Here is an 11,865-nt window from a genome sequence, read left to right on the forward strand (position 1 = left end):
GGCAATGGCCCGGGTGTGGCTGGGTGTGGCGCTGGCCCTCTGCGGCCCGGTGCAGGCGCTGGACCTTACGCCGGAGCAAGCCGCTGGCAGGCGGCTGTACCGCGAAGGGCTTTCCAGCAGCGATGCGCAATTGTTCGCGCGGGTCGGCGCCAGCGACATGCGCGTGCCGGCCAGTGTGCTGCCGTGCGCCAGCTGCCACGGCAATGACGGTCATGGCCGTGCCGAGGGCGGCGTGCGTGCGCCTGACCTGGACTGGCAGCGCCTGGCCCTGGGGCAAGGTGAGCGCCAGAGCAATGCCCGGCGCTACCCGGCCTACGATGACGCCAGCCTGGCGCGGGCGATCCAGCGCGGCATCGATCCGGGCGGCAATCGCCTCGATTCGGCCATGCCGCGTTTCGACCTGACCCTGGCCGACCAGCGCAACCTCACCGCGTACCTCAAGCGGCTGGGTGAGGACCGTGATCCGGGGGTAGAGGAGGGCATCCTGCGCCTGGGCACCCTGCTGCCGAACGACGGGCCGCTGGCCGAAGCAGGGCGGGTGGTGCGCGCGGTACTGGAAGACGGCATCGAGCAGCTCAATCGTCAGGGCGGCGTGCATGGCCGGCGCGTGCAACTGGTGAGCGCCGACCCGGGTCATGACCCCGCCAGTAGCGCCCAGGCGCTGCAGTACCTGGCCGAGCGGGAGCGGGTCTTCGCCCTGGTCGCACCGCTGGCGCCGCTGCTCGATGGCACCGCCCTGGAGCGTGCGGGGCTGCCAATGATCGGCAGTACGCCGCGTGGCGGCGGCAATGCGCTGCTGTTCGACCCGATGCCGGACGCCGTGCAGCAGTTGCTCAGCGTTGCCCGGCATGCGCGCGACGCACTGGGCCTGGCGCCTGATGCGCTGCAGGTGGTGTACGCCGGCGACGGGCAGTCGGCATCGGCCGAGCGCCTGCGTCAACGTCTGGTGCAGATGGGCTGGGCGCCTCGGCCCGTGCAGGCGTTCCAGGGGCAGGCAATCGCGGGCGAGGGCATCGTCTTTCTCGGGCGGGCGCAGGTCTTTGCCGAACTCGCCGCCACGCTGCAGGCGGCAGGGCACAGCCCCTATCTGTTTGCTGCATCCGGCCAGGTGGCCAGTGCCCTCGGCCAGTTGTCGCCGCAATGGTCGCAGCGTGTCTGGTTGAGCTACCCGTTCGTGCCCGATGACTGGACCGAACAAGGCCGTGCTGCGCTACTCGGTGTGCAACAGCGCCAGGGGCTGGATCCGCGGCAGGCTTCGGTGCAGGTCGGGGCCCTGTGTGCCTGGCGCTTGCTGGTCGAGGCGTTGAAGCAGGTGGGGCGCGATGCCAGCCGCGAGCAATTGCGCGTGGTACTGGAGCAACTGCACGACATCGACACCGGCCTGACCCCGCCGCTGGGCTTCGGGCCCGGACGTCGACAGGGCCTGGCGGGCGCCCATGTGGTGGCGGTCACCTTGCCGGGGCCGGAATTCAGCACCGTCGCACCCTATCGCCCATTGCCAGACCTGCCTTGAGAGGAACCCGCCATGCGTATCCTGCTGCTGTGCCTGCTGCTGGCGCTTGCCCAGGCGAGCCGTGCCGATCTCGCGGTGGCGCGGGTCAACGGTGTGGAGATCGGCGTCGTGCGCCTGGAAGGCTATTTCAGCGAGTACCTTCAGGCCCAGGGGCGGGCGTTGACCAGCATCCGCAATCCGACGCTGTACAAGCGCCTGCGCGACCAGGCGCTGGACGAGTTGATCGACAAGGAGCTGCTGTGGCAGGAGGCACAGCGCCAGGGCATCACGGTCAGCGACGACCAGGTGTCGGCCCAGGTCGGCCAGCTCGAGGCGGCCTTCGGCAGCCCGGCGGTGTTCGAGCGGCGCCTGGTTGAGGCGGGTTTCGATAGGGCGAGCTTCGCTGACTACACTCGTCATGAGATGGCCGCCCAGCAGGTCTACGCGCGCCTGAGCCAGGTCGATGAGCCCAGCCAGGGCGAGATCGCCGCGTTCTACCAGGCGCACCGAGAAAAGCTGCAAGGCCAGCAGAACCAAAGTGCTAATGCTTCAGTCATAGCTGAACAGGGCCTGGCCATGGCCAGGGATGCACTTGTCGCGCAGTTGCAGGCCCAGGCGCGGCAATCGGTGCGCCAACGTTTGCGCCAATCCGCTATCGTGGAGCGCGCCGACTGAGCCCCGACAGTGGCAGTTCCCCAACAGTGGGGAATGGCTCCAAGGCAAAGTGCTATCAGACTCCCCGGAAGTGGGTAATCTCCGGCATGCGTCATAGGGTCGATACAGCAAGATCAATGACTTACACGTGGTGCGACATGACTTTTCACGCCTGGCACGAAGCCTGCTCAAGCCTCTACAAGGCCGCACTTCGCAGACCGGGAAACCGGGCAGTTCATGGGAGTGGACCTTGGTGAACAGAGTTTTGGTAGTCGACGACGAACAGACCCTTGCGCAGAACCTGCAAGCGTATCTGCAGGCGCAAGGCCTGGACGTCCATGTTGCCCACGACGGTGCCGAAGGGATCGAGCTGGCTCAGCGCCAGGCACCGGATGTGATCGTGCTGGATTATCGCTTGCCCGACATGGAGGGGTTTCAGGTTCTGGAGACCGTACGCAGGAACAGGCAGTGCCACTTCGTGCTGATCACTGCGCACCCGACCGCCGAGGTCCGTGAGCGCGCCGCCGAGCTGGGTGTCACGCATGTCCTGTTCAAGCCGTTCCCACTGGCGGAACTGGCCCGTGCGGTATTCGACCTGATGGGCATCGAGCGCCAGCGCAGGGCGACGGACAATCCGGCCGAAGGGTTCGTCGAGCGACGCCAGAGCAGGAACCAGACGTTCCCCCTGCAGTTGTACGATGGCAGCTGGGTCCTGGCCGAACGCCGACGCAACGGCGCCAAGCCGCCCGGACCTGACGACGACCAACTGCTCACCGGGGAATAGCGGCGCCCGCGGCCATTCCCTCAGCCTGCGACGCGCCCCTGAGCGGAGTCGCAGGCCATGTCCGAAGCCTTTGATGCAGTCAGTAGCGGCCCTTTGGCGGGGGCCCTGCAATACCCCCGCGAACTGCTGGCCCGCGCCCGCAACACGTCTGGTGACGAGCGCCTGCTCACTTGCCTGGAGCGTCTGTCCTGCGATACTCCGGCCGCCTTCACCCAGCGTCTGGCCACAACCCTCCATTACCCGAGCCTCGACACCCAGGCCCTGTTCGCCAGCCAGCCGCGTTTCGAATGCGTGAGCCTGGCCCAGTGCCTCAAGCGCGAGTTCGTCATGGTGGAGCAGGGCGGTCAACTGATCGGCGTGTTCGCCGACCCCTTCGATCCCGCCCGACTGGCCTGGATCGACGATTGCCTGCAAGGTGCGCCGCTGTACCTGGCGCACGCCGCCGACATTGCCACCTTCCTTGCCCGCCACGAAGAAAGCTTCCACGCCGTCGATGCCCTGGGCCATGACGGCGAAACCGGCGTCGAAGGCGATGCCTTGCAGCGCCTGTCGCTGACCAGCATCAGCGAGGACCAGAGCCGGGTGGTCAAGCTGGTCAACTCCACGCTCTACGATGCGCTCAAGCTGCATGCCAGCGACATCCACCTGGGCATGACCGGCCAGGGCCTGACCATCAAGTACCGAATCGACGGCGTGCTCAACGGCGCCGGCAAGGCCAGCGGCAGCGCTTTCGCCGACCAGGTGATCTCGCGCATCAAGGTCATGGCCGAACTCGACATCGGCGAAAAACGCGTGCCCCAGGATGGCCGCTTCAAGGTCGCCATCGGCGAACGCCAGATCGACTTCCGCGTGTCGATCATGCCGAGCATCTTCGGCGAAGACGCGGTGCTGCGGGTGCTCGACAAGCAGGACCTTTCCGACCAGGTCAGCGGTGTGCGCCTGCAGGCGCTGGGGTTCGCCGACGACACCCTGCGCGCCCTGCGCCGCCTGGCCAGTGAGCCGTACGGCATGATCCTGGTCACCGGCCCTACCGGCAGCGGCAAGACCACCACCCTCTACGCCATGATCAGCGAGATCAACCACGGCGTGGACAAGATCATCACCATCGAAGACCCGGTGGAGTACCAGCTCCCCGGCGTGTTGCAGATACCGGTGAACGAGAAGAAGGGCCTGACATTTTCCCGTGGCCTGCGCTCGATCCTGCGCCACGACCCGGACAAGATCCTGGTCGGCGAGATCCGTGACCCCGACACCGCGCAGATCGCCGTGCAGTCGGCCCTTACCGGGCATCTGGTGTTCACCACCATCCACGCCAACAACGTGTTCGACGTGATCGGCCGCTTCAGCCAGATGCAGGTCGATCCCTACAGCTTCGTCTCGGCGCTCAACGCCGTGCTGGCCCAGCGCCTGATTCGCCTGGCCTGCCCGCAGTGTGCCCGTGAGCACACCCCGGACGACGAATTGCTGGCTGCCTCCGGGCTGACCCGCGACCGTATCGACGGCTGGCGCTTCGTCCGTGCCCAGGGGTGCGGCCAGTGCCGTGGCAGCGGCTATCGCGGGCGCAGTGCGATTGCCGAGCTGCTGCACCTGGACGATGACCTGCGGCAGATGATCGTCGAACGCCGTCCGCTTTCGCAGATCAGGCAGCTGGCCTGCCAGCGCGGCTTGCGCCTGCTGCGCGCGTCGGCGCTGGACCTGGTCCGTGAGGGCCGTACCACACTCGAGGAGATCAACCGTGTCACATTCATTGCGTGATCCTGACAGATACTGCGCCGTGCTCGGTGCCGAGGGTGTCGGCCTGGGCCGGTGGCACGGGCGGCAACACCAATGGCTGGGCAGCCGCGACTTCACCTGCGACGCCACCCAGCCGGCCTGGGTGCCGGCGCTGGACACCTTGGCGGCACTGCTAACCGAGCACGCACCTCGTGGGGCGGCACTGCGGGTGGTGCTGTCGGCGCGCTACAGCCGTTTCTGCCTGGTGCCCTGGAGCGATGCCATCGGCCACCCGGGGGAGCTGCAGGCCTATGCCCGGGCCTGTTTCGAGAGCCTCTACGGCCAGCCGCTGGACGACTGGCGCATCGTGCTCTCACCGGAGCCTTCCGGTGCTGCGCGCATCGCCACCGCGCTGCCCGAGGCCCTGCTGCAGGGGCTGCAGGCGCTGGGTGTGCAAAGCCACCTGAGGCTGCGTTCGGTGCAGCCGTACCTGATGGCGGCCTATAACCGTTGCTCGGCGCAGCTGGGCCAGGGCGATTTTCTCTTCGTCCTCGCCGAACCCCGGCGCAGCGTGCTGTTGCTGGCTGCCGGTGGTGCCTGGCAGCAGGTGCTGGCGCAGGGCTGCGCCGACAGCGACCAGGCGCTCAAGGCCTTGATCGAACGTACCTGCGAGCTGTACGGCGAGCCACTGCCACAGGTCTACCTGCATGCCCCAGGGCGCGCAGACATCGCCGAACTCGGCGCGGTGCAATTGTGCGCAGCGGCAGGTGACGCTGACCCGTTGCACGCCATGTGGCGGGCGGTGGCCTGACATGCGCCGCCTCGACCTGGAATTCCAACCCCGGCGCAGCAGCGCACTGGCCTGGTCGCTGCTGGCCCTGGGCAGTGCCGTGGTGGCGCTGCTGTTGGTACTGCACCAGCAGTTGCAGCACGAACAACTGGCGCTGGACGGTCGCGTCCATGAGCTGGAAATCAAGCTCGGCCGGCGCCCGGCCACCGCCGCGCCGCAGACCAGTGCCGCCAGTCGCGAACAGGCTGAGCAACTGGCCCAGATGCGCAGTGTCTCGCAGCAGTTGCAACGGCCTTGGGAGCAACTGTTCGCCATGCTCGAGGCCATGCCCCAGGAAGACGTCGCGCTGCTGGCCCTGACGCCGGATGCACGCAAGGGCCAGGTACGCATCAGCGCCGAGGCTCGCAACCTGGAGGCGATGCTGCAGTACCACCAGCGCCTGGAGCGTAGCGCCGAGCTGCGCGATGTGTCGCTGCTCAACCACGAAGTGCTGGCCGGCCAGGCTGAACACCCGGTGCGCTTCAACCTCACCGCCACCTGGGAGACCGGTCATGCGCGTCCCTAGCCTGATTCTTCATGAACGCCTGCGCGCGATGGGTCGGGCAGGGCTGGCCGCACTGCTGACCGGAGTGCTCGCGCTGATCATGGCGGTCGCCGTGGTGTTGCCTCAGTGGCAGGCCGTGCGCGAACTGCGCGCCAGCGAGGCCGATGCCAGCGTGCAGGTACAGCGCCTGGGACGAGGCGAGTTGAAGATTGCCGCCAAGCCCGAGCAGCAGACCCTCGACAGCCTGCGCCAGCAACTGCCCGGTCAGCCCCAGGCCAGCGCGCTGATCGAGCGCCTGTACCACCTTGCCAGCGCCGAACGCATCAGCCTGGCCCGCGGCGAGTACGCGCTGGGTATCGATCCGAAGACCCAGCTGGTGCGCTACCAGATTGTCCTGCCGGTGCGCGGCAGCTACCCGCAGATCCGCGGTTTTCTCCAGGCGCTGCTCGGCCAGTTGCCGACCCTGGTGCTCGAAGACCTGGAGCTGCAACGCAAACGCATTGGTGACCGGGAACTCAACGGTCGCGTGCGCATGACCCTTTACCTGTCGAGGTTGTGATGAACACTCAGCGCGTAGTGATGTGGGCGGGTTTCCTCGGTGTGAGCGCGCTGTTGGCGTGGGCGCCGGGGCACTGGTTCGGCGGGGAGGAGGGGGTGGCGCTATCCCGGGACAAGCCCGCTCCCACACAGGCAACTGCGCATGACACGCCCGCTGTGGGAGCGGGCTTGTCCCGCGATGGCGTCGGCACTGCCCCCGCCTCCGGCGACCTGTTCCCCGACCAGCGCTGGGCCGCCGCCCCGACCCTGGCCAGCGTCACCGAGCAACCCATCGCCCCGGCACCGCTAGCCCCGGTAGCCGCCAGTGCCCCGGCCCTGCCTTTCCAGTTCGTCGGCCGCCTGGACGACCGTGACGACCTGCAGATCTTCCTGCAGAACGGCGAGAAGCTCTACGTCGTGCGCCAGGGCGATGTGATCGAGGACACCTACCGCCTCGACCGGGTCTCGGCCAGCGAGCTGAGCCTGGTCTACCTGCCGTTGCACCAGTCGCAGACCTTGTCTGTCGGGAGCGCACCATGAAACCGTCGAAGCTGTGCAAGCCTGCCCCGTTCATGCTCCTGGCCCTGTGCGTGGCCCTGGCGGGTTGTGGCTCCAGTGGCACGCGCAAGGACAGCGCCGAGTTGATCAAGGAAGGCCAGTACGAAGCCGGGATCGCCTTGCTCGAACAGGCCCTGCGTGAAGATCCGCGTGACACCGAACTCAACATCGCCCTGGCCCACGGTCGCCAGCAGGCGGTCGAGGCCTTGCTGGCCCAGGCCGACAGTGACCGCGTGCGCCACGACTTCGCCGGTGCACGCATGGGCTACGGTCGGGTCCTGACCCTGGAGCCGAACAATCGCCGCGCCCAGGAAGGGCTGCGCCAACTGGAGCTGATCCGCACCCTCGACGACCGCGTTGCCCTCGGCCAGGCGGCCTTGCGCCAGGGCGACCTGTTCGGCGCCGAGCGCTACATGCGCGAAGTGCTGCGCCTGGACCCGCAGAACCAGAAGGGCCAGATCCTGCGCAGCGACATCGAGAACGTCCAGGCCCGTACTGCCCAACCCTTCCCGCAACTGCGCAGCAAGCTCGAGCGCCCGGTCACCCTGGAATTTCGCGATGCCAACCTCAAGACCATCTTCGAGGTGCTGGCCCAGGTCGCCGGGATCAACTTCATCTTCGACAAGGATCTGCGCCCGGACATGAAGGCGACGATCTTCGTGCGCGAGGTGCGTATCGAGGACGCCGTGGCCCTGCTGCTGGAGCAGAACCAGTTGCGCCAGAAGATCGTCAACGACAACACCCTGCTGGTCTACCCCGACTCGCCGCAGAAGACCAAGGACTATCAGGAACTGGTCATGCGCACTTTCTACCTGACCAGCATCGATGCCAACACCGCGCTGAACATGGTCAAGACTTTGCTCAAGACCCGGGATGTATTCGTCGACGAGCGCCTCAACACCCTGACCCTGCGCGACACCCCCGATGCCGTGCGCATGGCCGAGAAGCTGCTGCAGTCCCAGGACCAGTCCAACCCCGAGGTGGTGCTGGAAGTGGAGGTGATGGAGGTGGCGCGTTCGCGCATCCTCGACCTCGGCCTGCAATGGCCCAACACCTTCGGGGTGATCAACAGCGACGGCAGCGCGGTGGGTGTGCTCGACCAGCTGCGCGGGATCAACTCCAGCCGCATCACCATATCCCCGTCGCCGCAGGCCAAGATCAACGCCCAGGACAAGGACATCAACACCCTGGCAAGCCCGGTGATCCGCGTCAGCAACCGCGAGCAGGCGCGCATCCACATCGGTCAGCGGGTGCCGATCATCAGCGCCACCTCGGTGCCGTCTACCCAGGGGCCGGTCATTACCGAGAGCGTGACCTACCTCGATGTCGGCCTGAAGCTCGAAGTCCAGCCGACCGTGCACCTGAACAACGAAGTGGCGATCAAGGTGGCGCTGGAAGTGAGCAATGCCACGCCGCTGGAGCCGACTCGTCAGGGCACCATCCCGGTCCAGGTCGATACCCGCAACGCCCAGACCAGCCTGCGCCTGCACGATGGCGAGACCCAGGTACTGGCAGGCCTTGTGCGCAACGACCATAACGCCAGCGGCAACAAGATCCCGGGCCTTGGCGACATTCCGGGGCTGGGCCGGCTGTTCGGCAGCAACAAGGATGACATGAGCAAGTCCGAACTGGTGCTGGCGATCACCCCGCGCATCGTGCGTAACCTGCCTTACCAGAGCCCGTCGGACATGGAGTTCGCCACCGGCACCGAGTCGACCCTGCAGGTCCGCCAACTGGCGCAGCCACTGCCAGCCGATGTCGTGCCCAGTGATACCCCCAGCGAGGCTGCGCCGGTGATCGAGGGGCAGATGGCGGTGGTGCCTCGGAGCCCGCGGCCATGAAACGCCGCCAGCAGGGGTTCAGCCTGATCGAGGTGGTGCTCACCCTGGCGCTGCTCGGGTTGCTCGCCAGCATGGCCGCGCCCATGGCCGAAACCCTGGTGCGGCGCAACAAGGAGCAGCAGTTGCGCGAGGCGTTGTACCAGATCCGCGATGCCATCGACGCCTACAAGCGCGCTTTCGACGCCGGCTACATCGAGAAGCGCCTGAACGCCAGTGGCTACCCACCGAGCCTCGAGGTGCTGGTCGAAGGCGTGCGCGACGTGCGTAGCGCCAAGGGCGCGAAGTTCTATTTCCTGCGGCGCATCCCTCGCGATCCGCTGCGCGAGGCGCGGCGCGACGACCAGGGCGGCTGGGGCCTGCGCGCGTACGACAGCAGCGCCGACAACCCGCGTGAAGGCGAGGACGTGTTCGATGTGTACTCCAAGGCGCCGGGCAAGGGCCTGGACGGCACCCCCTACGGGCAATGGTGATGGCCATGAAACGCAACCGCGGTTTCACCCTGATCGAGTTGCTGGTGGTGATGGCGATCATCGCGACGTTGATGACCATCGCCATGCCGCGCTACTTCAACAGCCTGGAGGCGAGCCGCGAGGCGACCCTGCGCCAGAGTCTGGCCGTGTTGCGCGAGGCACTGGACCACTACTACGGCGACACCGGGCGCTATCCCGAGTCGCTGGAACAACTGGTCGAGCAGCGCTACCTGCGCAACACCCCGGTCGATCCGGTCAGCGAGCGCCGCGATGCCTGGCAGCTGGTGCCACCCCCCGAGGGGGTGGCCGGTGGTGTCGCCGACATCAAGAGCGGGGCAACGGGGAGGGCGCGTGATGGCAGCCTCTATGCCGAGTGGTAACGCCGGCTTCACCTACCTGGGCGTGTTGCTGCTGATCGCCACCAGCACCCTGGCCCTGGCCGCCACCGGCACGTTGTGGGCCACCAGCGCCCAGCGCGAGCGCGAGCGCCAGCTGCTGTGGGTCGGCGGCCAGTACGCCCAGGCGCTGCGCAGCTACTACCGCGCCTCGCCGGGGCTGGCCCAGTACCCGCAGGATCTGGCCGAGCTGCTGGAGGATAACCGCTTCCCGGCACCGCAGCGGCATATCCGCCGGCTGTACCGCGACCCGATCGGCGCCAGCGAGGACTGGGGCCTGATGCGTGCGATCGACGGCCGAATCACCGGGGTGTACAGCCGCTCGCAGGCCGCGCCGATCAAGCGCAGCGGCTTCAGCGCGCAGTGGTCGGGGTTCGAGGGGCTGGCGCACTACAGCGACTGGCAGTTCGTCGCCGAACAGGCCTTCACCGAGAGCGGCACTGGCCCGCGTCGGCACAGCGGCCCGGGAGAGGCGCCATGAAGCGCCTGGCCATCGCCCTGTGCCTGGCGCTGTCGCTGGCCCAGGCTGCGGCACGGGCCGGCAGCGAGGACGAAATGATGGGCTTCATCGTCGACAACACCATTTCGCACATCGGCCACGACTTCTACTCCGTGTTCACCGACCGCTTGCGTGCCACCAGCCGTCTGGACTTCAACCTGGTGGTGCGCGAACGACCCGATGCGCGCTGGGGCAGCCTGGTGACCGTGGAGCACGAACGCGAGGTGCTGTACCGGCGCTTCCTGCCACCGAACACCACGCAGCTCAACGACGAGGCCATCGCGGCCGCCGACCTGGTCCGCCAGCAGATCATTCAGCGCAAGCTGCAACGTCTGCTGCAGGACACCACCGACCTGGAGAGGGACGAGCTATGAAACCCGCCATTTCACGCAGCATCGCCGCCTGCCTGCTGGCAACGGCCTTCGGGGCGCAGGCCACGGAGCTGGTCTACACCCCGGTCAACCCGGCCTTCGGTGGCAACCCGCTCAACGGCACCTGGCTGCTCAACAACGCTCAGGCGCAGAACGATCACGAAGACCCGAGCCTCAAGAGCCGCAGCTCGGCGTTTTCCGGCACCACGGCCCTGGAACGCTTCAGCAACCAGCTCGAGTCGCGGCTGCTCTCGCAGTTGCTCGACAACATCAACAATGGCCGGGCCGGCAGCCTGGCCACCGATTCGTTCCTGGTCGATGTGATCGATGACTCCGGTGCCCTGAGCATCCGCGTCACCGACCGTGCCACCGGGGAAATCTCGATCATCGAGGTCAGCGGCCTGAACCCCTGAGAGGGACTGGCCAACAGGGGAGACATGCCATGAAACGCCTGCTGAGCACACTGCTGATTCTCGCCACCCTGCAAGGTTGCGGCCTGCGTGAACCGATGCCTGCCGAGCAGGACGCCGAAACACCGACCCTGACCCCGCGTGCCTCGACCTATTACGACCTGCTCAAGATGCCGCGTCCCAAGGGCCGGCTGATGGCGGTGGTGTACGGTTTCCGCGATCAGACCGGGCAGTACAAGCCGACCCCGGCCAGTTCGTTTTCCACCAGCGTGACCCAGGGCGCGGCGAGCATGCTGATGGATGCCCTCAACGCCAGCGGCTGGTTCGTGGTGCTCGAGCGCGAAGGGCTGCAGAACCTGCTGACCGAACGCAAGATCATCCGTGCCTCGCAGAAAAAGCCCGACGTGGCCGAGAACATCCAGGGCGAGTTGCCGCCGCTGCAGGCGGCCAACCTGATGCTCGAGGGCGGCATCATCGCCTACGACACCAACGTGCGCAGCGGCGGTGAAGGCGCGCGCTACCTGGGCATCGACATCGCCCGCGAGTATCGGGTCGACCAGGTCACGGTCAACCTGCGTGCGGTGGATGTGCGCACCGGGCAGGTGCTGGCCAACGTGATGACCAGCAAGACCATCTACTCGGTGGGGCGCAGCGCCGGGGTCTTCAAGTTCATCGAGTTCAAGAAACTGCTCGAAGCGGAGGTGGGCTACACCACCAACGAGCCGGCACAGTTGTGCGTGCTGTCGGCCATCGAGGCGGCGGTGGGGCACCTGCTGGCCCAGGGCATCGAGCGGCGGCTGTGGCAGG

General features: G+C 67.1%; 15 protein-coding genes. All 15 read left to right on the forward strand.

Translation table 11 applies throughout. The features are described 5' to 3' along the window. Positions 1 to 4 precede the first annotated feature (4 nt). Positions 5 to 1,513, forward strand: coding sequence for an ABC transporter substrate-binding protein (locus tag HU729_RS09075; protein ID WP_238348339.1), 1,509 nt, complete (start codon positions 5 to 7; stop codon positions 1,511 to 1,513). 12 nt (positions 1,514 to 1,525) lie between these two features. After that, positions 1,526 to 2,167 carry a SurA N-terminal domain-containing protein gene (locus HU729_RS09080; protein ID WP_186709630.1) on the forward strand — a complete coding sequence of 214 codons (642 nt, stop codon included), beginning with the start codon at positions 1,526 to 1,528 and terminating at the stop codon, positions 2,165 to 2,167. 229 nt (positions 2,168 to 2,396) lie between these two features. Continuing rightward, a complete protein-coding gene (locus HU729_RS09085; RefSeq protein ID WP_186665306.1) occupies positions 2,397 to 2,930 on the forward strand; it encodes a response regulator in 534 nt (177 codons plus the stop codon). Between the two features lie 57 nt (positions 2,931 to 2,987). After that, positions 2,988 to 4,685, forward strand: coding sequence for a GspE/PulE family protein (locus HU729_RS09090; protein WP_186709632.1), 1,698 nt, complete (start codon positions 2,988 to 2,990; stop codon positions 4,683 to 4,685). After that, positions 4,666 to 5,454: a hypothetical protein gene (locus tag HU729_RS09095; RefSeq protein ID WP_186709634.1), complete on the forward strand. Its 789-nt coding sequence runs from the start codon at positions 4,666 to 4,668 to the stop codon at positions 5,452 to 5,454. Before HU729_RS09090 ends, HU729_RS09095 begins: the two co-directional genes overlap by 20 nt. A 1-nt stretch (position 5,455) precedes the next feature. Then, positions 5,456 to 5,998 carry a pilus assembly protein gene (locus HU729_RS09100; protein ID WP_186709635.1) on the forward strand — a complete coding sequence of 181 codons (543 nt, stop codon included), beginning with the start codon at positions 5,456 to 5,458 and terminating at the stop codon, positions 5,996 to 5,998. After that, the gene (gene pilO, locus HU729_RS09105) at positions 5,985 to 6,536 is read left to right on the forward strand and encodes a type 4a pilus biogenesis protein PilO (RefSeq protein WP_186709637.1); all 552 of its coding nucleotides are present in this window, start codon (positions 5,985 to 5,987) and stop codon (positions 6,534 to 6,536) included. Before HU729_RS09100 ends, pilO begins: the two co-directional genes overlap by 14 nt. Further along, the gene (locus tag HU729_RS09110) at positions 6,536 to 7,054 is read left to right on the forward strand and encodes a hypothetical protein (protein WP_186709639.1); all 519 of its coding nucleotides are present in this window, start codon (positions 6,536 to 6,538) and stop codon (positions 7,052 to 7,054) included. The genes pilO and HU729_RS09110 overlap by 1 nt, the downstream gene beginning before the upstream one ends. Continuing rightward, positions 7,051 to 8,913, forward strand: a complete 1,863-nt coding sequence (locus HU729_RS09115; protein ID WP_186709641.1) for a secretin N-terminal domain-containing protein — start codon at positions 7,051 to 7,053, stop codon at positions 8,911 to 8,913. The genes HU729_RS09110 and HU729_RS09115 overlap by 4 nt, the downstream gene beginning before the upstream one ends. Next, positions 8,910 to 9,383, forward strand: coding sequence for a type II secretion system protein (locus HU729_RS09120; RefSeq protein ID WP_186665292.1), 474 nt, complete (start codon positions 8,910 to 8,912; stop codon positions 9,381 to 9,383). The genes HU729_RS09115 and HU729_RS09120 overlap by 4 nt, the downstream gene beginning before the upstream one ends. 5 nt (positions 9,384 to 9,388) lie before the next feature. Beyond that, positions 9,389 to 9,763, forward strand: a complete 375-nt coding sequence (locus tag HU729_RS09125; RefSeq protein ID WP_186665290.1) for a type II secretion system protein — start codon at positions 9,389 to 9,391, stop codon at positions 9,761 to 9,763. Next, complete coding sequence (locus tag HU729_RS09130; RefSeq protein ID WP_186665288.1) at positions 9,738 to 10,259, forward strand: type II secretion system protein; 522 nt, start codon at positions 9,738 to 9,740, stop codon at positions 10,257 to 10,259. Before HU729_RS09125 ends, HU729_RS09130 begins: the two co-directional genes overlap by 26 nt. Then, on the forward strand, positions 10,256 to 10,651 hold the full coding sequence (gene csgE / locus HU729_RS09135) for a curli production assembly/transport protein CsgE (RefSeq protein WP_186665286.1): 396 nt from the start codon (positions 10,256 to 10,258) through the stop codon (positions 10,649 to 10,651). Before HU729_RS09130 ends, csgE begins: the two co-directional genes overlap by 4 nt. After that, positions 10,648 to 11,061 (forward strand): curli assembly protein CsgF, encoded by a 414-nt coding sequence (locus tag HU729_RS09140; protein WP_186709643.1) that lies wholly within the window; start codon positions 10,648 to 10,650, stop codon positions 11,059 to 11,061. Before csgE ends, HU729_RS09140 begins: the two co-directional genes overlap by 4 nt. A gap of 29 nt (positions 11,062 to 11,090) precedes the next feature. Beyond that, positions 11,091 to 11,865 (forward strand): CsgG/HfaB family protein (locus tag HU729_RS09145; RefSeq protein ID WP_186709645.1); only part of this gene is annotated, 775 nt, incomplete at its 3' end.

The sequence above is a fragment of the Pseudomonas sp. RW10S2 genome (assembly GCF_014268985.1).
Taxonomy (GTDB): domain Bacteria; phylum Pseudomonadota; class Gammaproteobacteria; order Pseudomonadales; family Pseudomonadaceae; genus Aquipseudomonas; species Aquipseudomonas wayambapalatensis.